Origin of the sequence: Streptomyces sp. NPDC088157 (assembly GCF_044741545.1) — a bacterium.
GTDB lineage: Bacteria > Actinomycetota > Actinomycetes > Streptomycetales > Streptomycetaceae > Streptomyces.
In genome coordinates this window covers 898,667-923,907 of record NZ_JBIUSU010000002.1, presented here as the reverse complement: position 1 = coordinate 923,907, position 25,241 = coordinate 898,667, and the positions used below count along the sequence as shown (strand labels likewise).

The 25,241-nt window shown below is 72.5% G+C and carries 23 protein-coding genes; 9 read left to right on the top strand and 14 right to left on the bottom strand.

The features are described from left to right. Positions 1-714 precede the first annotated feature (714 nt). Positions 715-1,458 carry a SigE family RNA polymerase sigma factor gene (locus tag ACIPFH_RS10380; protein WP_401824831.1) on the top strand — a complete coding sequence of 248 codons (744 nt, stop codon included), beginning with the start codon at positions 715-717 and terminating at the stop codon, positions 1,456-1,458. 265 nt (positions 1,459-1,723) lie between these two features. On the opposite strand, the gene ACIPFH_RS10375 is transcribed toward ACIPFH_RS10380, so the two are convergent. Continuing rightward, positions 1,724-2,437, bottom strand: coding sequence for a uridine kinase (locus tag ACIPFH_RS10375; protein ID WP_401824829.1), 714 nt, complete (start codon positions 2,435-2,437; stop codon positions 1,724-1,726). 58 nt (positions 2,438-2,495) lie between these two features. On the opposite strand from ACIPFH_RS10375, the gene ACIPFH_RS10370 reads away from it, so the two are divergent. Then, positions 2,496-2,903: a hypothetical protein gene (locus ACIPFH_RS10370; protein WP_401824827.1), complete on the top strand. Its 408-nt coding sequence runs from the start codon at positions 2,496-2,498 to the stop codon at positions 2,901-2,903. A gap of 127 nt (positions 2,904-3,030) precedes the next feature. Here the strand turns inward: ACIPFH_RS10370 and ACIPFH_RS10365 are convergent, their stop codons facing one another. The 3 genes from ACIPFH_RS10365 to deoC are packed head-to-tail and all read right to left on the bottom strand — an operon-like array spanning position 3,031 to position 6,369. Beyond that, positions 3,031-3,942, bottom strand: coding sequence for an aldehyde dehydrogenase family protein (locus ACIPFH_RS10365; protein ID WP_401824825.1), 912 nt, complete (start codon positions 3,940-3,942; stop codon positions 3,031-3,033). Beyond that, positions 3,932-5,371 (bottom strand): aldehyde dehydrogenase family protein, encoded by a 1,440-nt coding sequence (locus ACIPFH_RS10360; protein WP_356255593.1) that lies wholly within the window; start codon positions 5,369-5,371, stop codon positions 3,932-3,934. The genes ACIPFH_RS10365 and ACIPFH_RS10360 overlap by 11 nt, the downstream gene beginning before the upstream one ends. Before the next feature lie 5 nt (positions 5,372-5,376). Continuing rightward, positions 5,377-6,369: a deoxyribose-phosphate aldolase gene (gene deoC, locus ACIPFH_RS10355; RefSeq protein ID WP_356255626.1), complete on the bottom strand. Its 993-nt coding sequence runs from the start codon at positions 6,367-6,369 to the stop codon at positions 5,377-5,379. Between the two features lie 123 nt (positions 6,370-6,492). Between deoC and ACIPFH_RS10350 the strand changes: the two genes are divergently transcribed. Then, positions 6,493-7,212: a PH domain-containing protein gene (locus ACIPFH_RS10350; RefSeq protein ID WP_401824823.1), complete on the top strand. Its 720-nt coding sequence runs from the start codon at positions 6,493-6,495 to the stop codon at positions 7,210-7,212. A gap of 222 nt (positions 7,213-7,434) precedes the next feature. Further along, entirely contained in the window at positions 7,435-9,132 is a 1,698-nt protein-coding gene (locus ACIPFH_RS10345; RefSeq protein ID WP_401824822.1) for a hypothetical protein, read from the top strand. A gap of 803 nt (positions 9,133-9,935) precedes the next feature. Here ACIPFH_RS10345 and ACIPFH_RS10340 read toward each other — a convergent pair. From ACIPFH_RS10340 to ACIPFH_RS10325, 4 genes are all read right to left on the bottom strand, one after another. Then, positions 9,936-11,564 carry a phospho-sugar mutase gene (locus tag ACIPFH_RS10340; RefSeq protein ID WP_401824820.1) on the bottom strand — a complete coding sequence of 543 codons (1,629 nt, stop codon included), beginning with the start codon at positions 11,562-11,564 and terminating at the stop codon, positions 9,936-9,938. Positions 11,565-11,902: 338 nt separating this feature from the next. After that, positions 11,903-12,727: a purine-nucleoside phosphorylase gene (locus ACIPFH_RS10335; protein ID WP_401824818.1), complete on the bottom strand. Its 825-nt coding sequence runs from the start codon at positions 12,725-12,727 to the stop codon at positions 11,903-11,905. 100 nt (positions 12,728-12,827) lie between these two features. Further along, positions 12,828-13,109: a type II toxin-antitoxin system RelE/ParE family toxin gene (locus tag ACIPFH_RS10330; RefSeq protein WP_401824817.1), complete on the bottom strand. Its 282-nt coding sequence runs from the start codon at positions 13,107-13,109 to the stop codon at positions 12,828-12,830. A 52-nt stretch (positions 13,110-13,161) separates the two neighbouring features. After that, complete coding sequence (locus ACIPFH_RS10325; RefSeq protein WP_401824816.1) at positions 13,162-13,608, bottom strand: gamma-glutamylcyclotransferase; 447 nt, start codon at positions 13,606-13,608, stop codon at positions 13,162-13,164. 97 nt (positions 13,609-13,705) lie between these two features. Here ACIPFH_RS10325 and ACIPFH_RS10320 point away from each other — a divergent pair, with 97 nt between their 5' ends. Next, complete coding sequence (locus ACIPFH_RS10320; RefSeq protein ID WP_401824815.1) at positions 13,706-15,154, top strand: NAD(P)H-quinone dehydrogenase; 1,449 nt, start codon at positions 13,706-13,708, stop codon at positions 15,152-15,154. 188 nt (positions 15,155-15,342) lie between these two features. Then, on the top strand, positions 15,343-16,305 hold the full coding sequence (locus ACIPFH_RS10315; protein ID WP_401824813.1) for a DeoR/GlpR family DNA-binding transcription regulator: 963 nt from the start codon (positions 15,343-15,345) through the stop codon (positions 16,303-16,305). Between the two features lie 233 nt (positions 16,306-16,538). Here the strand turns inward: ACIPFH_RS10315 and ACIPFH_RS10310 are convergent, their stop codons facing one another. Continuing rightward, positions 16,539-18,311: an acetyl/propionyl/methylcrotonyl-CoA carboxylase subunit alpha gene (locus tag ACIPFH_RS10310; protein WP_401824812.1), complete on the bottom strand. Its 1,773-nt coding sequence runs from the start codon at positions 18,309-18,311 to the stop codon at positions 16,539-16,541. A 374-nt stretch (positions 18,312-18,685) separates the two neighbouring features. Here ACIPFH_RS10310 and ACIPFH_RS10305 point away from each other — a divergent pair, with 374 nt between their 5' ends. Beyond that, positions 18,686-19,180 (top strand): hypothetical protein, encoded by a 495-nt coding sequence (locus ACIPFH_RS10305; RefSeq protein WP_401824811.1) that lies wholly within the window; start codon positions 18,686-18,688, stop codon positions 19,178-19,180. Here ACIPFH_RS10305 and ACIPFH_RS10300 read toward each other — a convergent pair. From ACIPFH_RS10300 to ACIPFH_RS10285, 4 genes are all read right to left on the bottom strand, one after another. Then, positions 19,149-19,754: a Maf family protein gene (locus ACIPFH_RS10300; RefSeq protein WP_401824809.1), complete on the bottom strand. Its 606-nt coding sequence runs from the start codon at positions 19,752-19,754 to the stop codon at positions 19,149-19,151. The two genes, ACIPFH_RS10305 and ACIPFH_RS10300, sit on opposite strands and share 32 nt — an antisense overlap. Positions 19,755-19,781: 27 nt before the next feature. Beyond that, positions 19,782-19,910: a morphogenic membrane protein MmpB gene (gene mmpB / locus ACIPFH_RS10295; protein WP_355706601.1), complete on the bottom strand. Its 129-nt coding sequence runs from the start codon at positions 19,908-19,910 to the stop codon at positions 19,782-19,784. 181 nt (positions 19,911-20,091) lie between these two features. Continuing rightward, complete coding sequence (locus tag ACIPFH_RS10290) at positions 20,092-20,301, bottom strand: acyl-CoA carboxylase epsilon subunit (protein ID WP_356255563.1); 210 nt, start codon at positions 20,299-20,301, stop codon at positions 20,092-20,094. Positions 20,302-20,309: 8 nt separating this feature from the next. After that, complete coding sequence (locus tag ACIPFH_RS10285) at positions 20,310-21,923, bottom strand: acyl-CoA carboxylase subunit beta (protein WP_356255560.1); 1,614 nt, start codon at positions 21,921-21,923, stop codon at positions 20,310-20,312. A 110-nt stretch (positions 21,924-22,033) separates the two neighbouring features. Here ACIPFH_RS10285 and ACIPFH_RS10280 point away from each other — a divergent pair, with 110 nt between their 5' ends. Together ACIPFH_RS10280 and ACIPFH_RS10275 are read left to right on the top strand one after the other, a co-directional pair. After that, the gene (locus ACIPFH_RS10280; RefSeq protein WP_401824807.1) at positions 22,034-22,900 is read left to right on the top strand and encodes a biotin--[acetyl-CoA-carboxylase] ligase; all 867 of its coding nucleotides are present in this window, start codon (positions 22,034-22,036) and stop codon (positions 22,898-22,900) included. A 115-nt stretch (positions 22,901-23,015) separates the two neighbouring features. Further along, positions 23,016-24,167, top strand: a complete 1,152-nt coding sequence (locus ACIPFH_RS10275; protein ID WP_356249046.1) for an adenylate/guanylate cyclase domain-containing protein — start codon at positions 23,016-23,018, stop codon at positions 24,165-24,167. A gap of 352 nt (positions 24,168-24,519) precedes the next feature. Here ACIPFH_RS10275 and ACIPFH_RS10270 read toward each other — a convergent pair whose 3' ends face one another. Further along, the gene (locus tag ACIPFH_RS10270) at positions 24,520-25,212 is read right to left on the bottom strand and encodes a hypothetical protein (protein ID WP_401824806.1); all 693 of its coding nucleotides are present in this window, start codon (positions 25,210-25,212) and stop codon (positions 24,520-24,522) included. Between the last annotated feature and the right edge of the window lie 29 nt (positions 25,213-25,241).

Below are 25,241 nucleotides of genomic sequence, written 5' to 3'. Positions count from 1 at the left end.
CGTCGGGCCTCGGGTGCTTCCCGAGACCGGTCAGGAATCCGCCCGGCATCGTGCTGTTCTCGTCGTGGACGCCCGGTTCCGGAGCCGCGGAGGGCCGGCCGGGCAGCCACGGCGGGTCCCGGACGACGAGATCGGCACGGCGGCCGAGGAGGTACCGGCCCGGCGGGACCGCCGTCCGGACACGGCCCCGGGTCACCGTGATCCGCCCGTCGGCCCGAGCCGCCGGGCGTCGTCCCGGCGCGGACGACGACGCGCGGGCCGGCGTCCGTCCGCGGAACGCGCAGGCCACCCGGCCCTCGCGCATCCGGCCCTCGCGCATCCGGCCCTCGCGCACCTGGCCCTCCCGCATCCGGACCGGCCCGGATGCGGGCAGGCGCGTGAGGCCGGGAGGGGGGAGGCCGGGGAGGGGCGTAGTCACTACCGCGTGCGCGTGGAAACGCGGGGGCGGGAGTCGAACAGCGCCATGCCGGGAGTCACCCGGCGGGGCCCCGTGGCGACCTGCGCAGACCAGGTCAACTGCGGTACCGCGCAAGCCTTTGGACGCGCTGTGGTGTTCCCCTGACAGGCCCCTGTGACAGGTCTGTGACAGTCGGCGGACACGGCGATGAAGTGGCCCGGGCAATCTTTTGGTCACGGGCAAGGCGACGCGGAACGACAGCGGAGCCGGACCGGAGCGAGACCGAACACCGGTAAGTCCACGACGGGGGGCGCGAGATGAACACGCTGCACGGTATGAGCACCAACGCAGTCGCGGTCGTCACGCGTCTGCACGACGTGAACCGGGGTTCCGAGAAGTCCGGTGCTGTGGCCGGGCGGGGGTGCGGTCGCGGCACCGGGCGTCAGCACGGCACGTTCATGACGGTGGTCGACACGGGGGAACACGCGGCCCACGGGGGAGCCGCGTACAGGGAGGACTCGGGGGAGCGTCGTTCGCTGAGCGAGGCGGAGTTCACCGCCTACGTCCAGGAGCGCCGCGCCTCCCTGTACGCAACCGCCTACCACCTCACCGGCGACCGCTTCGAGGCCGAGGACCTGCTCCAGAGCGCGCTGTTCTCGACGTACCGGGCATGGGACCGCATCAGTGACAAGGCCGCGGTCGGCGGATACCTCCGCCGGACCATGACCAACCTGCACATCAGCGCGTGGCGCCGCCGCAAGCTGAACGAGTACCCGACCGAGGAACTGCCGGAGACGCCCGGCGACACGGACGCGATGCGCGGCACCGAACTGCGCGCGGTCCTGTGGCAGGCGCTGACCCGGCTCCCCGAACTCCAGCGGACGATGCTGGTCCTCCGCTACTACGAGGGCCGCACCGACCCGGAGATCGCGGAGATCCTCGACATCAGTGTCGGCACGGTGAAGTCCAGCATCTGGCGGTCGCTCCGCCGGCTGCGTGAGGACGAGGTCCTCAGCTTCGGCCGTGACGAGGAAGACGCCTTCGGGGAGCTTGTCGCCTGAGGGTGAACGGGGGAAGGGCCGGCTCCGCTCAGGGGAGCCGGTAACGGGGGAAACACGGGGGAAGCGGTACCGGGGGGATCCGACGGGGGACGTTCGGCGGAGCGGTACCGCGCAAGCACGGGGGAAGCACCACCCCGGGGGGACACGGGGGAGCACCGAGTGAGCGGGGCTGGAGGGCCGGGGGGTCCATCCAGTCCCGTTCACCCGTTTTCACGACCGAACCGGCGCCGCTCCCGCGGACCCGGTCGCGCGCCGTCGTGGTCGCTCACTTGACGGTCGCGGTGTTCTCCGCTGTCGTGCGGCGGCCCGCTGCCGCTGCCGCGAGGCGGCCCATCGCCTCGTCGCGGTCGCAGGCGTGCGCCCCGAGCGCGGTCTGGCGGGCGACGATGGAGCGTTCGGCGCGCATCAGACGCCAGCCGCGGCGCAACAGGAAGGGCACCGACTTGCGGCCCTCCTTCAGATCGCGCAGGAAACGGCGGCGGAAGGTCTTCACCGCGCCGCGGCTCAGGCACAGCGCGTCGGCCAGGACGCCCAGCTCCCGGCACCGCTCGACGATCTCGGCGGCGAAGATGCCCTCCGCTATGAACAGCGGGGTCCGCCCGATGTCGACCGCGTCCGCGCCGGTGCGGGCGCTGAGCGAGATGTCGTACACGGGAACGTTCGTACGGCCCGTGCCGCACAGTTCCACGATCGAGGCGACGGCCGTGTCCGCGTCCCACGATCCGGGGTGGTCCCAGTCGATGTCGGAGCTCCCGGCGACCAGCGGCAACGACGGGTCGTCGCCCTCCTTGTAGAAGTCGTCGAGCCGCAGCACCGGAAGGCCGGAGCGGGCGGCGAGCAGGGACTTGCCGGAGCCGGAAGGGCCGCAGAGCAGCACGACTCGCGTCGGTATGGGCGGAGGGGAGGTCACGGGACACCAGTGTGAGGCATGCCCCCGGCCGTCAACGACCCCGCGGGTCGGCTTTGATGCGCGCGTCACACCTCAACTACCCTTCGTGTCGACCCGATCACCTTGAGCAGCAGAAGGCGGCACCGCGATGGCCCGACACGCATCTCCCCAGACCTCCACCGGCCGGCGCGCCCTCGCCGCCCTCGCGACCGCCGGAGTCGCGCTGGGCGCCGGCGCCGGAACCGCCGCCGCGGCCACCGGCGAGCCGGTCGTCGACGTGGTGCGGACGAGGCCCACCTCGGTCGGTCATCTCGACCCCCAGGCGGGCGTGCAGGGGGCGCTGGGCTCCCTGTCGTACGTCACCGGCGCCGTCTCCGGCCTCAAGCCCAATCCCCTCGCGGGCACCGGGGTCGACCCGCTGGACAACGGCGTCGGCACCCAGCTCGCCGACTTCAAGCCGCTGACCTCCCAGATGCTCACCGGGCCGGTGGCCCAGGCGCAGTCGATCGGCTCGATCCCGGTGCTGGGCGAGGCGACCAAGGTGCTCGGCGGCTGACGCCGGCGCACCCGGCCGCCGCCACACGGCACACGGACGGAAGCCGCGCCGCCCCCGGACGGAGGGGCGACGCGGCTTCCGCGTCTCATGGGACCCCTGCCGCGGGGCCCCCGGTGGGCGAGTGCCCTCAGTAGGACGAGCCCGAGGCGCCCAGTGAACCGGTGGGGTGCCAGACCGTCTTCGTCTCCAGGAAGGCAGTCATGCGGTCCGTGCCCGGGGTCGCCGACCAGTCGCCCACAGGCTGTGGACGAAGGGCGCGCTTCAGATTGTCCGCCGCCGCGATCTCCAGCTCCTTCGCCAGCACGTCGTCGGCGCCCGCGAGGTCGATCGCGTTGACGTCCTGGTGGGCGGCGAGGGGCGCCGCGATCTCCGCCGTACGGCCGGAGAGGACGTTGACGACCCCGCCGGGCACGTCGGAGGTGGCCAGCACCTCGCCGAGCGACAGCGCCGGCAGGGGGGAGCGCTCGCTCGCGATCACGATCGCCGTGTTGCCGGTCGCGATCACCGGGGCGACGACCGAGACCAGGCCCAGGAAGGACGACTCCTGCGGGGCCAGAACCACGACCACGCCCGTCGGTTCGGGCGAGGAGAGGTTGAAGTACGGGCCGGCGACCGGGTTTCCGCCGCCCACGACCTGGGCGATCTTGTCGGTCCAGCCCGCGTACCAGACCCAGCGGTCGATCGTCGCCTCGACCTGCTCGGCGGCCTTGGACTTCGACAGGCCCTCGGCGTCGGCGACCTCGTGGACGAACTGGCCCTTGCGGCCCTCCAGCATCTCCGCGACGCGGTAGAGGATCTGGCCCCGGTTGTACGCCGTCGCCCCGGACCAGCCGCCGAACGCCTTGCGCGCGGCGACGACCGCGTCACGGGCGTCCTTGCGAGAGGACTGCGGTGCGTTGGCCAGCCACCTGCCCTTTGAGTCGGTCACCTCGTACACCCGGCCGCTCTCGGAACGCGGGAACTTCCCGCCGACGTACAGCTTGTAGGTCTTGAAGACGCTGAGTCGCTGCTGTTCGGTCTTGTCGGTCTTATCGGACATCGAGGTACGCCTCCAGGCCGTGGCGGCCGCCCTCGCGGCCGAAGCCCGACTCCTTGTAGCCGCCGAACGGCGACGTCGGGTCGAACTTGTTGAACGTGTTGGACCAGATCACGCCCGCGCGGAGCTTGCTCGCCACCGCGAGGATGCGGGAGCCCTTCTCCGTCCAGATGCCGGCCGACAGGCCGTACGGCGTGTTGTTGGCCTTGGCGACGGCCTCCTCCGGCGTGCGGAAGCTGAGGACCGACAGGACCGGGCCGAAGATCTCGTCGCGGGCGACGGTGTGCGCCTGGGTGACGTTGGTGAAGAGGGTCGGCGCGAACCAGTAACCGGACGTGGGCAGTTCGCAGGCCGGGGACCAGCGCTCGGCGCCCTCCGCCTCGCCCTGCTCCACTAGCGTGGTGATGCGCGAGAGCTGCTCGGCGGAGTTGATCGCGCCGATGTCGGTGTTCTTGTCCAGCGGGTCGCCGAGGCGGAGCGTGGAGAGCCTGCGCTTGAGCGACTCCAGCAGCTCGTCCTGGATCGACTCCTGGACGAGGAGTCGGCTGCCCGCGCAGCAGACCTGGCCCTGGTTGAAGAAGATGCCGCTGACGATGCCCTCGACGGCCTGGTCGATCGGCGCGTCGTCGAAGACGATGTTGGCGCCCTTGCCGCCCAGTTCGAGCGTGAGCTTCTTGCGGCTGCCCGCGACCGTGCGCGCGATCTGCTTGCCGACGGCCGTGGAGCCGGTGAAGGCGACCTTGTTCACGTCGGGGTGCGCGACCAGCGCGGCGCCCGTGTCGCCGTAGCCGGGAAGGATGTTGACGACGCCCTTGGGCAGGCCCGCCTGACGGCAGATGTCCGCGAAGAACAGCGCGGACAGAGGGGTCGTCTCGGCGGGCTTCAGGACCACCGTGTTGCCGGTCGCGAGCGCCGGGGCGATCTTCCACGCCAGCATCAGCAGGGGGAAGTTCCACGGGATGACCTGGCCGGCGACGCCCAGCGGCCTCGGGTTCGCGCCGAAGCCCGCGTGGTCGAGCTTGTCGGCCCAGCCCGCGTAGTAGAAGAAGTGCGCGGCGACCAGGGGAAGGTCGGCGTCGCGCGTCTCCTTGATGGGCTTGCCGTTGTCCAGCGTCTCCAGGACGGCCAGTTCCCGGCTGCGCTCCTGGATGATCCGGGCGATGCGGAACAGGTACTTGGCGCGTTCGGAGCCCGGCAGCGCGGACCACTTGGCGAAGGCCTTGCGGGCCGCCCGCACCGCGCGGTCGACGTCCGCCTCGCCCGCCTGGGCGATCTCGGAGAGGACCTCCTCGGTGGACGGCGAGACGGTCTTGAAGACCTTGCCGTCGGCGGCCTCCACGAACTCGCCGTCGATGAACAGGCCGTAGGAAGGGGCGATGTCGGCGACCGAGCGGGACTCGGGAGCCGGTGCGTACTCGAATACAGAGGCCATGGTGATCAGTCCACCGTCACGTAGTCGGGGCCGGAGTAGCGGCCGGTGGCCAGCTTCTGACGCTGCATCAGCAGGTCGTTCAGGAGCGAGGAGGCGCCGAAGCGGAACCAGTGGTTGTCCAGCCAGTCCTCGCCCGCGGTCTCGTTGACCAGCACGAGGAACTTGAGCGCGTCCTTGGTGGTGCGGATGCCGCCGGCGGGCTTCACGCCGATCTGGACGCCGGTCTGGGCGCGGAAGTCGCGCACGGCCTCCAGCATCAGGAGGGTGTTCGCGGGAGTGGCGTTGACGGCGACCTTGCCGGTCGAGGTCTTGATGAAGTCGGCGCCCGCGAGCATGCCGAGCCAGCTCGCCCGGCGGATGTTGTCGTACGTCGACAGCTCGCCCGTCTCGAAGATGACCTTCAGCCGGGCGGACGTCCCGCACGCCTCGCGCACGGCGGTGATCTCGTCGTACACCTTCAGGTACTTGCCCGCGAGGAACGCCCCGCGGTCGATGACCATGTCGATCTCGTCGGCGCCCGCGGCGACGGCGTCGCGGACGTCCGCGAGCTTCACCTCGAGGGCGGCGCGGCCGGCCGGGAAGGCGGTGGCGACCGAGGCGACCTTGACGCCGGAGCCGGCGACGGCGGCCTTGGCGGTGGCGACCATGTCCGGATACACGCAGACCGCGGCGGTGGCCGGGGTCGTACGGTCGGTCGGGTCGGGGTGGACCGCCTTCACGCCGAGCGCCCGGACCTTGCCCGGGGTGTCCGCGCCTTCCAGCGTCGTCAGGTCGACCATCGAGATGGCGAGGTCGATGGCGAACGCCTTCGCGGTCGTCTTGATGGAACGGGTGCCGAGCGCGGCGGCGCGCGCCTCCAGGCCGACCGTGTCGACGCCGGGCAGCCCGTGCAGGAAGCGGCGCAGCGAGCCGTCGGACGCGGTCACGTCCATGAGTGCGTGAGCGCCGGGAGTACCTCCCGGGCGTTCTCCGGTGGGGGCAGGTGCATTGGTGGGCATGGTCACCAGACGAGCATATCTACGCGCGTAGCAGGTGTACACCCCGGCGGATGCATCCGTGCTCCTCGTGTACGGCGGGGCTGCGGATGAGCGGGCCGGTGGGCGTCGGGCAGAATCGGGGCCATGACGACCCCGGAAGACCAGTCACCCGCGCCGCAGCCGGCACCCGAGACCAAGGACCGCATCTACCGGTCGCCCGCGGGCATGGGCGGCGGCGTGCTGCTGCTGGGCCTGGTGGGCTGGCTCGGCCTCGACGCGATCTTCGTGGGGCACGGGAGCACGCCCTGGCTGGCACTCGCGTCGCTGATCCTGGTGGTGCCGCTGATCGTCGCCTTCACGCTGCGGCCCGCGGTGTTCTCGGGCCGGGACCGGCTCCGGGTGCGCAATCCGTTCCGGGTGATCGTGCTGCCGTGGGGGCAGGTGGCCTCGCTGCGGTCCGGCTACTCCAACGAGGTCGTCGCCGCGTCGGGCGCGAAGTTCCAACTGTGGTCCGTTCCCGTCTCGCTGCGGGCGCGGAAGCGGGCGAACCAGCGGGAGTCGCGGGCGGCGGCGGAACGGGCCGCGCGGCGGGACGGCCGGACCCCCGGGCAGGACAGCGGAATCAGCGGGTTCGGCGGGCTCACCGGCTTCCGCGGCGGGCTGTCGCGTGGCGCCGGCCCCGTGTCGGACGGGCCCGTGCGCGCCGAGACCGACCGGGTCATGGACGAGCTGCGGGAACTGTGGGAGGCGCGCGAGAAGGAGGAGAGCGCGCAGGGCGAGGTGACCGTGCGGTGGGCCTGGGAGATCCTGGGACCGGCCGTGGCGGGGGCCGTGGTGCTGGGGATTCTGCTGGCCGTGGGGTGAGGTTCCGGGGGCTTGGGGTGGGTTTCGAGGTGCGGTGGATCGGGGTGGATCGTGATCGGGGTGTTGCCGTGGATCACGGGGCCCTCCGTCGTCGTCGGCACGTGGCGTCGGGCCGACCGGGCGCGGGCGGCGGCACGGCGGTCGGCCCCCTGCCGCGGCCGCCGCTCCTGACGGCCGTTCCGTGGGGCCGGAGATCCGGTGGGCCGGCAGGCCGGGGGAGCCATGAGTACGCGTTCTGCTGAGGTTCTGCGGCTGCCCGGGGCGGCGATACCCGAGGGGTGCCGGTCCTGGCAGGGCGAGTCGGCGGGGCGCTGGACGCGCGGGCTGCCGCCGCGCTGGGTGCCCGTGCGGGCGCGGACGTCCGTGTTCTTGGCGCTGCCGTTGGTGGCCGTGGCGGGCGCCGGACTGCTGGACCGGTCCGTCGGACTGCCCGCCTGGGGTGCCGCACTGGTCGCCCTGCACCTCGTGTGGCTGGTGCTGCGGCCCGAGGTGGCCCTGGCCCTCGTACCCTTCGCCGCTGTCGTCGTTCTGACGCTGGGGGAGTTCGCCCGGTTCGGGCGGCTCGGGCTCCTGGCCGCCCTCGTGGGCGTCTGGGTGGCCGTATGCCTGCGGCTGGCCGCACGGAAGCGGCAGCGGGCGGCGTTCCTGGAGGCCGCCGGGGGAGTGACCGCCGAGCTGCCCCGGGCGCCGGGGATGTCCGGCGTGCCCGAGACGTCGGGCGGCCGGGCGGAGCGGGGGACGTTCCTGCTGTGGGCCGGGCTCGCCACGGTCACCGCCGGAGGGGCCCTCTATGCCACCGCGCGCCTCTGGGACCTGACCCAGGGCCGGGACACGGTCGCGGCGGCAAGCTGGTGCCTGGCCGGGCTCGGCCTCACCGTGCTGCTCTCCGCGGGGCTGGCCCGCCGCCGGGCCGTCGGCCTGCGCCGGGCGCCCGTCCCCGTACTGCGCGTGCTCGTGCGGGAGAACGGCGACGTCGAGAACGAGGTCTTCGCCGCCGACGACGTCGCCGCGCTGCGACCCCTGTTCACGGTCTCGATCACCGAGGTCGACGCGAGTACGAAGATCGAGGACGACGACGGCAACGACGACGAGGCTGTCGACGAGGGCGTTCGGGAGCTGATCTCGCGGATCGACGACGAGCGCGTCGGGCCGCTGCGGGAGGCCGTTCTGTACGGGGCCCCCTACGACGGTGCCGAGGTCGTGTTCTTCGCCGCCGCGGCCAAGGCCGGTGAGCCGCCGGTGGTGGAGGTGTCCGTGGGGCCCGTGCGGCCGGTCACGGGCGTCGCTTTCCGGTGGAGGGCCAGGGCGGAGCAGGGGAAGGCCGTCCGGGAGGCCCGGCAGGAGGAACTGCGCGGGGCCGCCGCCGCGGCCGTCGCCGAGCGGACCGGCCAGCGGACCGCCCTCGTGCAGGTGCGGCGGTGGCGTGCCGGATGGGCCGACTGGCTCGCCGTCGGGCTGGCGCTGTTGTTCCTCTCGCTCTACCTGGACGGCTCCGGATGGTGGGGGCACGTCTCCGGCCTGGGCGCCACTCTGGGCGCCTCCCTGCTGCTGCCGCGCCGGATCGCCTGGCGGGTCACCGCAGACCGCGAGGGCCTGTGGTTCAACGGTCTGGGCGGGGCCCGGCACCTCGCCTGGGATCACGTCCGGGCCGTGGAGTGCGAGGGCGCCCGGCTGCGGATCCACAGCAGGCAGGACTCGTTCGAGGAGTGGCGGGTGGCCTCGCCCCGCTGGCCGTGGCTGGAGAGCCGGATCGGCCTGGTGCACCCGTACGAGCGGACCGCCGCCGAGATCACCGCGATGTGGCACGACCTCGCGGCCCGCCCGGTCGGCCTGGCCGACGAGCGGCAGCACGGGCGTGCGCTGTGGCCTCTGGCGGCTGCCATCGGCATCGCCGGCGCGGCGGTGCTGTTCCTGCCCTGACGGGCGTCGACCAGGACGCGACGGCACACGGGGCGCGAGGGCACACGGGGGCGCGAAGCTCGCGGGTGCGGGTGCGGGTGCGGGTGCGGGTGCGGGTGCGGGTGCGGGTGCGGGTGGGGGTGGGGGTGCGCGAGGGCGAGGGCGAAGGGCGGAAGGCGGAAGGCGGAAGGCGGGGCGAGGTTCGCGGGGCGGGGCAGAGGGGTGAGCCCAGCGGGTCCCAGGCCCGCGTGTTCGCGCATGCTTCCGCTGGGTCCCGGCGTGTTCGTGCTTGCTTCCGTGCCCTCGCAGGGCCAGCGTGTTCGCGCATGCTCCCGCAGGGCCCGCATGTCCCCGCTGGGCCCGCATGCCCGCGTATGCCCCCCCCGGGTAGGGATGCTCCTGCTGGGTCGGCGTGTTCGGGCATGTTCACGCTGGGGCGGCGTGTTCGCGGGCGTGCTCCTGCTGGTCGGCGTGAAGTCGCGCATGTTCCCGCTGGGTCGGCGTGTCCGCGCATGCTCCTGCTGGGCCCGCATGGCCGCGCAGGGCCCGCATGCTCCCGCAGGGCGTGTCCCCGCAGGGCCCGCTGGGACTCGTGTGCCCTCGCAGAATTGGTGGGCCCCCATGCCGCGGGCAGTTCGTCGTGCCGCGGCAGGGCACGAGACTCGTGCGGCGGGGCCGTCGGCGAGAAACCCGCGGTGCGGGCGGGGCAGGTCCGAGCGCCCCCGTATGGCGCGGGTGGCCGTTCGAACCACGCCTACGCACGCACGCCCCGAAGACCCGCGGGGCGTGCGTGCCCCGCAGGTGTTCGGGGTTCCGTTCCGGGGTCAGATGCCGGCCGCCGCCGACAGGTCCCGCTTGATCGCGCTGAGCAGGTCGTCCGCCGTGCCGCGGGCCGCCGGGAGGTCGGCGTGGGCGGCGACCGGGACCACGACCTCCAGGTAGCACTTCAGCTTCGGCTCGGTGCCGCTGGGACGGACGATGACCCGGGCGCCCTCCAGCGTGTAGCGCAGGCCGTCGGTGGGGGGCAGGGTGTCCGTGCCCCGGGTGAGGTCCTCGGCCCTGGTGACGGCCAGGCCCGCGAGGGAGGTCGGGGGCCGCTCGCGGAGCCGCTCCATCGCGCGGGCGATGACCGAGAGGTCCTGCACCCGCACCGCCAGCTGGTCCGTGGCGTGCAGACCGTGCTCCACGGCGAGGTCGTCGAGCAGGTCGAGGAGGGTGCGGCCCTCGGACTTGAGGGAGGAGGCGAGTTCCGTGATCAGCAGGGCGGCGGTGATGCCGTCCTTGTCGCGTACGCCCTCGGGGTCCACGCAGTAGCCGAGGGCCTCCTCGTAGCCGTAGCGCAGGCCGTCGACGCGGGCGATCCACTTGAAGCCGGTGAGGGTCTCCTCGTAGGGCAGGCCCGCCTTCTCGGCGATGCGGCCGAGGAGGGAGGAGGAGACGATCGACTCCGCGAAGACTCCCCGCGCGCCGCGCCGGACGAGGTGGGCGGCCAGCAGGGAGCCGACCTCGTCGCCGCGCAGCATGCGCCAGTCGCCCTCGTGGGGCACGGCCACGGCGCAGCGGTCGGCGTCCGGGTCGTTGGCGATGACCAGGTCGGGGGCGGTCTCGCGGGCCCTGGCGAAGGCGAGGTCCATCGCGCCGGGCTCTTCCGGGTTGGGGAAGGCGACGGTCGGGAAGTCCGGGTCGGGCTCGGCCTGTTCGGCGACGAGGACGGGCTCGGGGAAGCCCGCGCGGGCGAAGGCGGCCAGCAGGACGTCCTTGCCGACGCCGTGCATCGCCGTGTACACCGTGCGGGCCGTACGGGGGGAGTCCGGGGCGAGGACGGCGTCCGTGCGGGCCAGATAGGCGTCGAGGACGTCGTCGTCGAGGGTCTGCCAGCCGGCCTCGGGACGCGGCACGTCCTTCAGGGCGTCGATCGCGTCGATCTCCGCCGCGATCCCGGCGTCGGCGGGCGGCACGATCTGCGAGCCGTCCCCCAGATACACCTTGTAGCCGTTGTCGCGCGGCGGGTTGTGGCTGGCGGTGACCTCCACCCCGGCGACGGCGCCCAGGTGCCTTATGGCGAAGGCGAGGACGGGGGTGGGCAGGGGGCGGGGGAGCACGGCCGCCCGGAATCCCGCGCCCGTCATCACGGCCGCCGTGTCGCGCGCGAAGTCCTCCGACTTGTGGCGGGCGTCGTAGCCGATGACGACGACTCCGCCGGTCCCGCCGTTCTTGGTGAGGTACGCGGCGAGGCCGGCGGCGGCGCGGATGACGACCGAGCGGTTCATGCGCATGGGCCCCGCGCCCAGCTCACCGCGGAGGCCGGCGGTGCCGAACTGGAGGGTGCCGCCGAAACGGTCGGCGAGCTCGGTGTCGTCCCCGGCCTCGATGAGCTCGGCGAGCTCGTCGCGGGTCTCCGGGTCGGGGTCCTCGGCGAGCCAGGCGTTGGCGCGGGCGATGACGTCGTGCACGTTGGGGTCAACCTCTCGTCGTCTCGTGGTGCGGGCACCCGGGGGTCGCGCCCCCAGACCCCCATCGGCCCGGAAAGGGCCTCGTCCTCACACTCCCCGCCGGAGGACATCCTCACCGGGATCCCTCACGACGGCCTCCTCCGTGGGGGACCTCCTCACCGGGATCCTCACGGGTGGCCTCCTTCGACGGGGGACCTCCCCATCCGGGGCCTCCTCCGCCGAGGGGTCTCACCGGGGGACCTCCTCGCCGGGGACCGTCCCCGCCGTGGGACCTCCCCGGGAGGGGCGAACCCCGGACGGGCCGGGTCGCAGGGACCGGGGCCGCGAAGGGGCCGCTGCTACAGCCGGCCGAGCACCTGCGCCAGCAGGGAGCCCATGCGTGTCGCCGAGTCCCGCCCCGCCTGGAGGACCTCCTCGTGGTTCAGCGGTTCCCCGGTCATGCCGGCGGCGAGGTTGGTCACCAGGGAGATGCCGAGCACCTCGGCCCCCGCCTCGCGCGCCGCGATGGCTTCCAGCACCGTGGACATGCCGACCAGGTCCGCTCCGATGGTCCGGGCCATGCGGATCTCGGCCGGCGTCTCGTAGTGCGGGCCGGGGAACTGGGCGTAGACCCCCTCCTCCAGCGTGGCGTCGATCTCCTTGCAGAGAGTGCGCAGCCGCGGGGAGTAGAGGTCCGTCAGGTCCACGAAGTTCGCGCCGAGGATGGGGGACGTCGCCGTGAGGTTGATGTGGTCGCTGATCAGCACCGGCTGCCCGGGACGCATGCCCTCCCGCAGACCGCCGCAGCCGTTCGTCAGCACGATCGTCTTGCAGCCGGCCGCCACCGCCGTACGGACTCCGTGGGCGACGGCGGCGACGCCGCGGCCCTCGTAGTAGTGCGTACGGCCCAGGAAGACCAGCGCCCGCTTCGCGCCGATCTGGTACGAGCGGATCTTGCCCCCGTGGCCCTCGACCGCGGGCGGCGGGAAACCGGGCAGCTCGGTGACCAGGAACTCGGCGTCGGGAGCGCCCAGCGCGTCGACGGCCGGTGCCCAGCCGGAGCCCATCACGAGGGCGACGTCGTGGGTCTCGGCGCCGGTCAGTTCGCGCAGCCGCGAGGCGGCGGCGTCGGCGGCGGCGTGGGGGTCGCCCTGGATGTCGTCCGGGAGAAGAGATGCGTTCACGCGACTGAGGGTAGCCGGTTCGGGCCTACGCGCGTAGATGACTGGGCCAACGGGATGGCGATCGTTGTCTTGTCGTTTCCAACGAAGGGAGCCGGGACGATCACTCGCCCGTGACGAAGATGTCCGTGTCGTCGAAGACCTCGACGATGAAGATCAGTAGCCTGCCGACGCTGACCGTGTACTCGACGAGGATGTTCCGGGTCAGCCGGATCGTCCGGTCGTCACCGGTGGAGCTTACGGGCCGGGACAGGGCGGGAAACGGATCCGCGGCGAGCATCATGATGCCCTTCTCGAACGCGGCCCGCTGCGGCTCGTCCAGCCGGTCGCGCGCCGCTGCCGCCTGCTCCGTGTAGAAGACGGTGTACGCGGTCCTGCCGGTCATCGCGCTCTCCCGTTCGTGTGCCGACGCTCACCGAGTCCGGAGTCGGCCGCGCTCAGCAGGGCCGCTTGCGCAGCTCCATCACGTAATCGTGTGGAGCTCCGGCGGATTCCGCCGCGTCGGCGATCTCGCCCAGGTAGCGGGCGGCGGGCAGTCCGCCCTCGTAGCCGTTCAGCACGAACATCCAGGCGGACTCCTCCCCCTCCAGCGTCTGCACCCGCACCCGGGCGCGCCGGTAGATGCCGAGGCCGACGCCCTCCCAGCGGTCCAGGGAGTCCTCGTCCATGGGGGCGACGTCGTACAGCGCCACGAAGACCTGCGCGCCGGGGTCCACCGTGTCCTCGGCGACCGTGGCCAGCGCGCCCTCCCAGCCCAGCTGCTCGCCGCCGAACGTCAGCCGCCACCCGTTCAGCCAGCCGGTGGCGCGCAGAGGCGAGTGGGGAGCGCGGCGGGACATCAGCCGCGCGTCGAGGTTGCCGGCGTACGCGGCGTAGAGCGACATGCAAGGAGAGTACGGCAGCGCGCGCACGCGTCACTCTCGTAACAGTGGCGGCCCCGCGGGCCCCCCGGGGCAGTACCACCGACGCCCGTGCGGGACAATGGAGTACGTGACTCGGATCGTGATCATCGGTGGCGGACCCGGCGGCTATGAGGCGGCGCTGGTGGCCGCGCAGCTCGGCGCGGAGGTGACCGTCGTCGACTGCGACGGTCTGGGCGGAGCGTCGGTGCTGACCGACTGCGTGCCGTCGAAGACCCTGATCGCCACGGCCGAGGTGATGACCACCTTCGACTCCTCGTACGAGGAGCTGGGGATCATCGTGGCCGACGACACGCCGCCGCTGGAGCAGGCGGCCCGGGTCGTCGGGGTGGACCTCGGCAAGGTCAACCGCCGGGTGAAGCGGCTCGCGCTCGCCCAGTCGCACGACATCACCGCCTCCGTCACCCGGGCCGGCGCGCGGGTCCTGCGCGGCCGCGGCCGGCTGGAGGGCATGCAGGCCCTCGACGGCTCGCGCAAGGTCGTGGTCAGCGCCGCCGACGGCACCGAGGAGACCCTCACCGCCGACGCCGTCCTGCTCGCCACCGGCGCCCACCCGCGCGAGCTGCCGGACGCCCAGCCCGACGGCGAGCGCATCCTGAACTGGACCCAGGTCTACGACCTCGGCGAGCTCCCCGATGAGCTCATCGTGGTCGGCTCGGGTGTGACGGGCGCGGAGTTCGCCGGCGCCTACCAGGCCCTCGGTTCCAAGGTCACCCTCGTGTCCTCCCGCGACCGCGTGCTGCCCGGCGAGGACCCGGACGCCGCCGCCGTCCTCGAGGACGTCTTCCGGCGCCGCGGCATGAACGTCATGGCCCGCTCGCGCGCCGAGTCCGCCAAGCGGGTCGGCGACCGCGTCGAGGTCACCCTGTCCGACGGCCGGGTCATCACCGGCTCGCACTGCCTCATGGCGGTCGGCGCCATTCCCAACAGCGAGGGGATGGGACTGGAGGAGGCGGGCGTCAAGGTCCGCGAGTCGGGCCACATCTGGACCGACAAGGTCTCCCGGACCACCGCCCCCGGTGTGTACGCGGCCGGTGACGTGACCGGCATCTTCGCGCTGGCCTCCGTCGCGGCCATGCAGGGCCGGATCGCCATGTACCACTTCCTCGGCGACGCGGTGGCCCCGCTCAACCTGAAGACCGTCTCCTCGAACGTCTTCACCGACCCCGAGATCGCCACCGTCGGCTACAGCCAGGCCGACGTGGACGGCGGCAGGATCGACGCCCGGGTCGTCAAGCTGCCGCTGCTGCGCAACCCGCGCGCCAAGATGCAGGGCATCCGCGACGGCTTCGTCAAGATCTTCTGCCGGCCCGGCACCGGGATCGTCGTCGGCGGTGTGGTCGTGGCGCCGCGCGCCTCGGAACTGATCCACCCCATCTCGATCGCCGTCGACAACAATCTGACGGTCGAACAGATCGCGAACGCGTTCACCGTGTACCCGTCCCTTTCCGGGTCGATCGCGGAGGTGGCGCGACAGCTGCACACCCGGAAGACGGCGGACGAGGGCTGACGGCCGGTTTCGACTCCCCGCCGGTCACCGGGAGTTGACGGTGGGTCGTCGCCGGGTTGCCGGACGTGCGGGAGCCATGGGCGCCGGAACTGCGCCCTATACCACTCCCCGTCCCTCTGTGCGAACAACTTCTACTATTCGGCGCAAAGAGCTGAAAGCAGACGGTCGTCCGCGTTACTGTCAGTTTCGTGTTCGCTGCAGAACGTCGTCAATTGATCCTCGAAATGGTGCGAGCGAACGGGGCCGTGTCGCTCCGTGAGCTCGCCCGCGTCGTCCAGACCTCCGAAGTGACCGTACGGCGGGACGTGCGCGCACTGGAGGCAGAAGGACTCCTCGACCGCCGACACGGCGGTGCGGTATTGCCGGGTGGGTTCACGCGAGAATCCGGCTTTCCGCAGAAATCCCATCTCGCGACCGCCGAAAAGACCGCCATCGCGGACCTCGCCGCCAACTTCGTCGAAGAGGGCGAGGCCATCGTGGTCGGGGCGGGCACCACCACACAGGAGCTGGCCCGCCGGCTCGCCCGGGTGCCCGGACTGACCGTCGTCACCAACTCCCTGCTCGTCGCCCAGGCGTTGGCCCATGCCAACCGGGTCGAGGTCGTGATGACCGGCGGCACCCTGCGCGGTTCCAACTACGCCCTCGTGGGGAGCGGCGCCGAGCAGTCCCTCCAGGGACTCAGAGTGTCGCGGGCCTTCATCTCCGGGAGCGGACTGACCGCGGAGCGCGGGCTGTCCACGTCCAACATGCTGTCGGCGTCCGTGGACCGGGCGCTGGTGCAGGCCGCGGCCGAGGTCGTCGTCCTCGCCGACCACACCAAGCTGGGCACGGACACCATGTTCCAGACCGTGCCCACGGACGTCATCACCCGCCTGGTGACCGACGAGCCGCCCGCGCACGACGACCGGGCCGCCACCGAGTTGCAGGCCCTGGCGGACCAGGGGGTGCAGATCGCCGTGGCCGGGGCGTCGGGGAGCCCGGGGGGTGATGCGGTCCCGGCGCGCCATCAGCAGCATCGTCGGGACGTGCCGTTGCCCGCGCCGCGGCGGGGGCAGGTGCCGGGCGCCGCCGCGGGCTTGCGGGCGGCCTCGATGCTGGGTGAGACCCCTGGCGGGGAGCGGGCTCGGGTCGCGGACATGCGCCGCCGTTGACCTCGGGCGGTCGTCGGCACGGGTGACCCGGGGGCTCCACCCCCAGACCCCCGTCCGGCCCTGAACGGGCCTCGTCCTCAAACACCGGACGGGCTGGCTGGGCCGGGTGGGTTTGATGGGCCGGGTGGGCTGGACGGGCCGCGGTCCGCGAGCTGCGCACCGCCGCCGACAGAGGCTCTGAACGCGGCGAGGCGCCCGGGGGCCGGGCGCCTCGACACGGGTGATCCCTGAGGTCAGTCCTTGATCTCGCAGATCGCGGCGCCCGAGGTGATGGACGCGCCGACCTCCGCGGCCAGGCCCTTGACGGTGCCGGAGCGGTGCGCGTTCAGGGGCTGTTCCATCTTCATCGCTTCGAGGACGACGATCAGGTCGCCCTCCTTGACCTCCTGGCCCTCCTCGACGGCCACCTTGACGATGGTGCCCTGCATCGGGGAGGCGAGGGTGTCGCCGGAGGCCATGGGACCGGACTTCTTGGCCGCGCGGCGCTTGGGCTTGGCGCCCGCCGCGAGGCCCGTGCGGGCCAGGCTCATGCCGAGCGAGGACGGGAGGGAGACCTCCAGCCGCTTGCCGCCGACCTCGACCACGATCGTCTCGCGGTCCGTGTCGTCCTCGGCCTCGGTGTCGGCCGGGGCCGCGAAGGCGGGGATCTCGTTGACGAACTCGGTCTCGATCCACCGGGTGTGGACCGTGAACGGTGCGTCGGAGCCGGTGAGTTCCGGGGCGAACGCCGGGTCCGTGACCACCGCGCGGTGGAACGGGATGGCCGTGGCCATGCCCTCGACCTGGAACTCCTCCAGCGCGCGGGACGCCCGCTGGAGCGCCTGCTCACGCGTGGCTCCGGTGACGATCAGCTTGGCGAGGAGCGAGTCCCACGCCGGGCCGATGACGGAGCCGGACTCGACGCCGGCGTCCAGCCGCACGCCCGGGCCGGACGGTGCGGCGAACGTGGTGACGGTGCCGGGAGCCGGCAGGAAGCCCCGGCCCGGGTCCTCGCCGTTGATCCGGAACTCGAAGGAGTGACCGCGCAGCTCCGGGTCGCCGTAGCCGAGCTCCTCGCCGTCGGCGATGCGGAACATCTCCCGCACCAGGTCGATGCCGGCGACCTCCTCGGTCACCGGGTGCTCGACCTGGAGGCGCGTGTTGACCTCGAGGAAGGAGATCGTGCCGTCGACGCCGACGAGGAACTCGACGGTGCCCGCGCCGACGTAGCCGGCCTCCTTCAGGATGGCCTTCGAGGAGGAGTACAGCTCGGCGACCTGCGCCTCGGAGAGGAACGGCGCCGGAGCCTCCTCGACCAGCTTCTGGTGGCGGCGCTGGAGCGAGCAGTCACGGGTCGACACGACGACCACGTTGCCGTGGCTGTCGGCCAGGCACTGGGTCTCCACGTGCCGGGGCTTGTCCAGGTACCGCTCGACGAAGCACTCGCCCCGGCCGAACGCGGCGACCGCCTCGCGGACGGCCGAGTCGTACAACTCGGGGACTTCTTCCAGCGTCCGGGCGACCTTCAGGCCGCGACCGCCGCCGCCGAAGGCGGCCTTGATCGCGATCGGCAGGCCGTGTTCCCGGGCGAAGGCGACGACCTCGTCGGCGCCGGACACCGGGTCGGGCGTACCGGCGACCAGGGGCGCGCCGGCCCGCTGGGCGATGTGCCGGGCGGCGACCTTGTCGCCGAGGTCGCGGATGGCCTGCGGGGGCGGGCCGATCCAGATCAGGCCCGCGTCCAGGACCGCCTGCGCGAAGTCGGCGTTCTCCGAGAGGAAGCCGTAGCCGGGATGGATGGCGTCGGCTTCGGACTCCCGCGCCGCGTTCAGCACCTTCTCGATGTCGAGATAGCTGGTCGCAGGAGTGTCACCGCCCAGGGCGAACGCCTCATCCGCTGCGCGGACATGCAGAGCGTCCCGGTCCGGGTCGGCATATACGGCCACGCTCGCGATACCGGCATCCCGGCACGCCCGGGCCACGCGGACTGCGATTTCGCCACGGTTGGCGATGAGCACCTTGCGCACGATTGAGGCTCCCTCCTTGAAACAAGCCGAGTTTAGGGACTGCCGACACGCCTATTCGACCCGTCCCCAAAGGTGAGCTTGCCCACACGGAGCGTGATGCCAGGCTCACTCGACCGCGAAATCCCTTGTAGTACCGCCGTACGCAGCACTCCTCCGGCAAACCCTAGCCCTCCGATGTGGTCAAGGTCTCTGTGAGGGCGTGCTGCGGCACACTCCGTTTCTTTGTGGAGTCCCTACGAATGGCCCAATGATTCTTTGCCGCGCGCGAAACCCTTGTCCCGCCGTTTACCCGTTAGTAGCGTTCGGGGTGTCTCGAACGTACGTGAGGCGGCAACACGCTTGCTCGGGTCGGGGTCGAAAGTGGGTGGGGACCGGTGGTGCGCAGACCGGTGGCATGGATCGTGGCGGTCGTGCTCTTCGCGGAGGCGCTCGGCGTCGCCGCGCTGAACTGGTTCATGGGCGTCGTGGTGGACCGGCAGGACATGTCCCTGGCCGGTCTGGACCCGGACGTCATGTCGACGTCCTCGAAGGTCGGCGGGATCCTCTTCGGCCTCTACTTCGCCCTGTGCGCCGTGGTGGCCCTGCTGGTGGCCCTGCGCGACCGTGCGCCCGCCGGGCTCGGCCGGGTGCTGCTGATCAGCGTCGCGGTCGTGCACGGCCTGCTGGGCGCCTTCGCGTGGGGCCTGCTGGGCTGGACGCAGTTCCTGTTCATGGTGGTCGTGCTCACCCTGATCGTGCTGCTCCTGATGACGTACGACGCCCAGGAGCGGCCTGCCGCCGAGCAGCCCCAGGACAGCAAGGGCGACGGCGGCGGCCCGCCGGTGGCGCCGGCGCCGGTCACGCCTCCGACGGCGCCCACAACTCCGTGATGCCGACGCCCAGTTGCGCCAGCAGTCGGCGCACGAGGGGCAGGCTGATGCCGATGACGTTGCCGTGGTCGCCGTCGATGCCGTCGATGAACGGGGCCGAGCGGCCGTCGAGGGTGAACGCCCCGGCGACGTGGAGCGGCTCACCCGAGGCGACGTACGCCGCGATCTCCTCGTCCGTCGGCTCGCCGAAGCGGACGACGGTGGAGGCGGTCGCGGAGGCGTAGCGCCCGCTGAGGGTGTCGTAGACGCAGTGGCCGGTCTGGAGCGTCCCGGCCCGGCCGCGCATCGCCTTCCAGCGCGCGAGGGCCTCCACGGCGTCCGAGGGCTTGCCCAGCGCCTCGCCGTCCAGGTCGAGCACCGAGTCGCAGCCGATCACCAGCGCGCCCTTGACCTCGGGCTTCGCGGCCACCACGGAGGCCTTGGCCTCGGCAAGGGCGAGCGCCAGCTCGGCCGGGGTGGGGGCGGTGACGGCGTCCTCGTCCACGCCGCTGACGATGACCTCGGGGGTCAGGCCCGCCTGGCGCAGCAGGTTCAGTCGGGCGGGGGACTGGGAGGCGAGGACGAGTCGGCGCATGTGGTCAGCCTAGCGGCGCGGCGCGCTCTACCTGAGACCCAGCACGATCATCGCTATCACCATGGCCAACGCGAGGAAGAGGCCGAGTCTCCGCAGGGTTTCCTGCATCTCGCGGAGTTCCTCGGGGGGCTCGTTCTCAGGGTCGGACCACAGCATGCCACCAGCGTGGGGCGTGGCCGGGGGCCCGCGCCTGAGTACCCGTACTCAAGTTGTGGGCCCGCAGCCGTTCACCGGATGTTCGGTTGTTCGTCGGCTGCGGGCCGGTGGGGGTGCCGCGCGGTTTGCCGCGCCCTGAGAGCGGATCGGCTGCCCCTGCGCGCCTCGGGAGGATCGCCCCTCAGCTGGGCCAGTAGGTGCGGGTCCAGGACGCCTGGCCGGGGTGCGGCAGGCGCTGCCCCGCGATGCGGGACGGGTCGGACCACGCGTCCCTCGGGGTTTCCGCGCCGGACGGTGTGGACGCTGCCGCCGCGGCGCGGGCTCGGACCACCGCCAGGGCGGCGGCGAGCTCCTCGGGCGTCGGGTTGCCCCGTACGACCTTGATCGTCATGACGGCTCCTAGAGGGGGATGTTGCCGTGCTTCTTCGGAGGGAGGGATTCCCGCTTGGTGCGCAGTTGACGCAGGCCGCGCACGATGTGCCGGCGGGTGTCGGACGGCATGATCACCGAGTCGACGTAGCCGCGCTCGGCCGCGACGTACGGGTTGAGGAGGGCGTCCTCGTACTCCCGGATCAGCCGGGCCCGCACCGCCTCCAGATCCTCACCGCTCGCCGCCGCCTCCGCGATCGTGCGGCGGTGCAGGATGTTGACCGCGCCCTGGGCGCCCATGACGGCGATCTGGGCGGTCGGCCAGGCCAGGTTGAGGTCCGCGCCCAGGTGCTTGGAGCCCATGACGTCGTAGGCGCCGCCGAAGGCCTTGCGGGTGATGACGGTGATCAGCGGGACGGTGGCCTCGGCGTAGGCGTAGATCAGCTTGGCGCCGCGGCGGATGATGCCGTCGTGCTCCTGGTCGACGCCGGGCAGGAACCCGGGCACGTCCACGAACGTGATGACCGGGATGTTGAAGGCGTCGCAGGTGCGGACGAAGCGGGCCGCCTTCTCGGAGGCCGTGATGTCCAGACAGCCCGCGAACTGCATCGGCTGGTTGGCGACGATGCCGACGGGGTGGCCCTCGACCCGGCCGTAACCGGTGAGGATGTTCGGCGCGAACAGCGCCTGCGTCTCGAAGAACTCGGCGTCGTCCAGCACGTGTTCGATCACCGTGTGCATGTCGTACGGCTGGTTCGCGCTGTCCGGGACGATCGTGTCGAGCTCCAGGTCCTCGTCGGTGACGGACAGGTCCGCCTCCTCCGGGAACACCGGGGCCTCGCTGAGGTTGTTGGACGGCAGGTACGACAGCAGCTGCTTGACGTACTCGACGGCGTCCTTCTCGTCGCCGGCCATGTGGTGCGCCACGCCCGACACCGAGTTGTGGGTGCGCGCGCCGCCCAGCTCCTCGAAGCCGACGTCCTCGCCGGTGACCGTCTTGATGACGTCGGGACCGGTGATGAACATGTGCGACGTCTGGTCCACCATCACCGTGAAGTCGGTGATCGCGGGGGAGTACACCGCGCCCCCCGCGCACGGGCCGACGACCAGGCTGATCTGCGGGATCACGCCGGACGCATGGGTGTTGCGGCGGAAGATCTCGCCGTAGGCGCCCAGGGACGCGACACCCTCCTGGATGCGGGCGCCGCCGGAGTCGTTGATGCCGATGACCGGGCAGCCGGTCTTCAGCGCGAAGTCCATGACCTTGACGATCTTCTGGCCGTACACCTCGCCGAGGGCACCGCCGAAGACCGTGAAGTCCTGGGAGAAGACGGCGACCGGACGGCCGTCGACCGTGCCGTAACCGGTGACGACGCCGTCTCCGTACGGGCGGTTCTTGTCCAGGCCGAAGTTGGTGGAACGGTGTCGGGCGAACTCGTCCAACTCGACGAAGGAGCCCTCGTCGAGAAGCAGTTCGATTCGCTCACGGGCCGTCAGCTTGCCCTTGGCGTGCTGCTTCTCGACGGCACGCTCCGAACCGGCGTGCGTCGCTTCCTGGATGCGGCGCTGGAGATCCGCGAGCTTGCCCGCGGTCGTGTGGATGTCGATCCCTGGGATCTCGTGGCGCTCTTCCGGCTCGGACATCGGGATGTGGCTCCCTGCCTGCTCAAAAGGGGGGACGGTTACTCATCCGTAGAGTAGTGCTGGCCCTGGGGATCGGCAGTGCGGCATTCAACACACCTAGGGTGGCTTGCATGACACCGCGAGATGCAGCAGACGCCGGCGGCAGCCGGTGGTCCGATCTGGACCGTCCGCCCCTCAACGCCCAGGCACTGCGCCGGGCGCTGGTACGGGAGGGCGGGCTGTGGTCGCAGGTGGACGTGGTGCAGAGCACCGGGTCCACCAACTCCGACCTGGTGGCGGCGGCCGCTGCGGGCAAGGCGGCCGAAGGCGCGGTCCTCGTCGCCGAGGAGCAGACCTCGGGACGCGGCCGGCTGGACCGCCGGTGGACGGCGCCCCCGCGCTCCGGGCTGTTCTTCTCCGTTCTGCTCACCCCGGACGACGTGCCGGTGGCCCGCTGGGGCTGGCTGCCGCTGCTCACCGGGGTCGCCGTGGCGACGGGGCTGTCCCGGGCGGCCGGCGTCGACACGGCACTCAAGTGGCCCAACGACCTCCTGGTGACCGTCGGGGGAGAGGAACGCAAGGCCGGCGGCATCCTCGCGGAGCGGGCCGGGCCCGAGGCGGTGGTGGTCGGCGTCGGCCTCAACGTCACCCTGCGGGCGGACGAGCTCCCGGTGCCCCTGGCGGGGTCGCTGGCCCTGGCCGGCGCGGCGAACACGGACCGGGACCCGCTGCTGCGGGGCGTCCTGCGATCGCTGGAGGAGTGGTACGGGCGCTGGCGGGCTGCGGGCGGCGACCCCGAGGCGAGCGGTCTCCAGGAGACGTACGCGGCCGGGTGCGCGACGCTGGGACGAACGGTACGGGCCGAGCTGCCGGGGGACCGGTCGATCGTCGGCGAGGCGGTCGCGGTCGACGGGGACGGACGGCTTGTGATCGCCACGAAGGAAGGGGTACAGGAGCCGGTGGGGGCGGGAGACATCGTGCACCTGAGGCCGGCGTGACGTGAACGCCGGGCCTCGTACCCCGGTCGAACGGAACGGAGTGAGCTGGCGCACACCTGCCGTAGAGTTGAGGCCGGTCGATACCTGACCGCGGAAGATCGGAAGGGCAGCAGGCGTGACCGTCGACGACACGGGCTCCGGCGCGGGCGCGGACGGCCGGGGAAACCTGCCGGCCGCCGATCCCGGCGAGCCGGACGACCCCGGTGAGGACCCGCATCCTCTGGCCCTGCGCCTCGAACAGCTCATCCTCGGCGCCGAGCGGCGTTACACCCCGTTTCAGGCCGCCCGCAGCGCCGGTGTCTCCATGGAGCTGGCGTCGCGTTTCTGGCGTGCCATGGGCTTCGCCGACATCGGGCAGGCCAGGGCGCTCACCGAGGCCGACGTCCTCGCCCTGCGGCGCCTGGCCGGCCTCGTGGAGGCGGGACTGCTGAGCGAGGCGATGGCCGTGCAGGTGGCGCGGTCCACCGGGCAGACCACCGCCCGTCTGGCGGAGTGGCAGATCGACTCCTTCCTGGAGGGGCTGACCGAGCCGCCCGAACCGGGGATGACCCGCACCGAGGTCACGTATCCCATCGTCGAACTGCTGCTGCCCGAGCTGGAGGAGTTCCTCGTCTACGTCTGGCGCCGGCAGCTCGCCGCCTCGGCGGGCCGGGTCGTCCAGGCCGCCGACGACGAGGAGATGGTCGACCGGCGTCTGGCCGTCGCCTTCGCGGACCTCGTCGGCTTCACCCGGCTGACCCGGCGGATGGAGGAGGAGGAACTCGGCGAACTGGTCGAGGCCTTCGAGACGACCGCCGCCGACCTGGTCGCCGCCCGTGGCGGACGCCTGATCAAGACGCTCGGCGACGAGGTGCTGTACGCGGCCGACGACGCGGGCATCGCCGCCGACATCGCGCTGCTCCTCGTCGAGACCATGAGCAACGACGAGACGATGCCCGAACTGCGCGTGGGCATGGCGTTCGGCACGGTCACCACCCGGATGGGCGATGTCTTCGGCACGACGGTCAACCTGGCGTCGCGGCTGACGTCGATAGCCCCCCGTGACGCCGTCCTCGTCGACAGCGCCTTCGCCGAGGAGCTGATCCGCACCGGCGACGCCCCGGCCTCGGAGGCCGAGGCGGCGGAGGAGGCGGCCGCCGCGGAGAAGGAGGGCGAGGAGCCGCCGAAGTACCGGTTCGCGCTCCAGCCGATGTGGCAGCGACCGGTGCGTGGTCTCGGCGTGGTCGAACCCTGGCTGCTGACCCGACGCAACGGCGCCGACGGATAGGCGCTGCCCGGGGCCGGGCCGTGTCCGCGAAGTCCCGCCCGGCTCGCGACGCCCGGCAGGCACTCCGCCGGTGGGGCGGCCGGCAGGCACTCCGCCGGTGGGGGCTCCCGGCACTTCCCCGGTTGGGGCGCCCGGCAGGCACTCCGCGGTGGGGGCGGCCGGCAGGTACTCCGCCGGTGGGGGCGTCCGGCAGGCACTCCTCCGGAGGGGCGCCCCCCGGCCGCGTGGTCGGGATCGTCCACGTGCACCCGGTAGGAGGGCGACTCCGCGCCTTGCGCTCGCGCGGGGCACCGCCATGACGCCGCGAGTCCTGCCCTCCGGGCAGCCGGCGCTACGTCCCGGGACAGCACACCTAGAGCCTCGGCACGGGAGCGCCCAGTGGGTCCACGCAGAGGCCGATGACGGGAACGCAGACGCCGGGCTGACGCGGATCGGCGGGCTTCTCCGGCTGGGGCGCGGGTGCGGCCGTGGCCGGGGCGGGCGCGGGTGCCGGTGACGTGGGCCGCGGGGCGGTGGTCCTCGGGGGCGCCGGGGCTCGGGGTACGGGCGCGGCCGGGGTGTAGGTGACGCCCGGGGTGAGGGCGACGGAGGTCGGTGAACCGGGGACGCCCGGGATCAGGCCGCCCCTGGCTGCCGGGGCGGGACTCGCCCCGCCCATCGCGCTGGGCGCGGTCGGGCCGGGTGCGACGGGGGTGCCCGGACCGGCCGAGCGGTCGGCGCGGTCGGCATCGGTGCCGGTGTCGGTGTCGACGCCGGTGTCCGTGCCCATGTCGGTCTCCGCGCTCGCGACGGGTTCGGGCTGGGGCTCGGCCTCCGCGGTGCCGATACCGGCCGCGGCGCCCGGGTCGGGGGTCAGCCGGACGAGGCTCAGCACCCCGGCGGCCAGCGCCAGGCCGCCGGCGGCGAACAGCACCTTGCGGGGGCGGGGACGTCGGTGCCGGCCCCGGGGGCGCGGCGCCCACGGCCCGCCGGCCTCCACAGCCGCCGACTCGTCCTGAGTCGTCTCGTAGTGCTCGGTCCACGTGCTCACCGGCGTGCTCGTCATCGCGTTCCCTCCCCGATGCGGTCGCGCCC

Coding starts and splice junctions, on each gene's coding strand:
- ACIPFH_RS10380 (WP_401824831.1), top strand. CDS start 715: ATGAACACGCTGCACGGTATGAGCACCAACGCAGTCGCGGTCGTCACG.
- ACIPFH_RS10370 (WP_401824827.1), top strand. CDS start 2,496: ATGGCCCGACACGCATCTCCCCAGACCTCCACCGGCCGGCGCGCCCTC.
- ACIPFH_RS10365 (WP_401824825.1), bottom strand. CDS start 3,942: ATGTCCGATAAGACCGACAAGACCGAACAGCAGCGACTCAGCGTCTTC.
- ACIPFH_RS10360 (WP_356255593.1), bottom strand. CDS start 5,371: ATGGCCTCTGTATTCGAGTACGCACCGGCTCCCGAGTCCCGCTCGGTC.
- deoC (WP_356255626.1), bottom strand. CDS start 6,369: ATGCCCACCAATGCACCTGCCCCCACCGGAGAACGCCCGGGAGGTACT.
- ACIPFH_RS10350 (WP_401824823.1), top strand. CDS start 6,493: ATGACGACCCCGGAAGACCAGTCACCCGCGCCGCAGCCGGCACCCGAG.
- ACIPFH_RS10345 (WP_401824822.1), top strand. CDS start 7,435: ATGAGTACGCGTTCTGCTGAGGTTCTGCGGCTGCCCGGGGCGGCGATA.
- ACIPFH_RS10330 (WP_401824817.1), bottom strand. CDS start 13,109: ATGACCGGCAGGACCGCGTACACCGTCTTCTACACGGAGCAGGCGGCA.
- ACIPFH_RS10325 (WP_401824816.1), bottom strand. CDS start 13,608: ATGTCGCTCTACGCCGCGTACGCCGGCAACCTCGACGCGCGGCTGATG.
- ACIPFH_RS10320 (WP_401824815.1), top strand. CDS start 13,706: ATGGAGTACGTGACTCGGATCGTGATCATCGGTGGCGGACCCGGCGGC.
- ACIPFH_RS10300 (WP_401824809.1), bottom strand. CDS start 19,754: ATGCGCCGACTCGTCCTCGCCTCCCAGTCCCCCGCCCGACTGAACCTG.
- mmpB (WP_355706601.1), bottom strand. CDS start 19,910: ATGCTGTGGTCCGACCCTGAGAACGAGCCCCCCGAGGAACTCCGCGAG.
- ACIPFH_RS10290 (WP_356255563.1), bottom strand. CDS start 20,301: ATGACGATCAAGGTCGTACGGGGCAACCCGACGCCCGAGGAGCTCGCC.
- ACIPFH_RS10285 (WP_356255560.1), bottom strand. CDS start 21,923: ATGTCCGAGCCGGAAGAGCGCCACGAGATCCCAGGGATCGACATCCAC.
- ACIPFH_RS10280 (WP_401824807.1), top strand. CDS start 22,034: ATGACACCGCGAGATGCAGCAGACGCCGGCGGCAGCCGGTGGTCCGAT.
- ACIPFH_RS10270 (WP_401824806.1), bottom strand. CDS start 25,212: ATGACGAGCACGCCGGTGAGCACGTGGACCGAGCACTACGAGACGACT.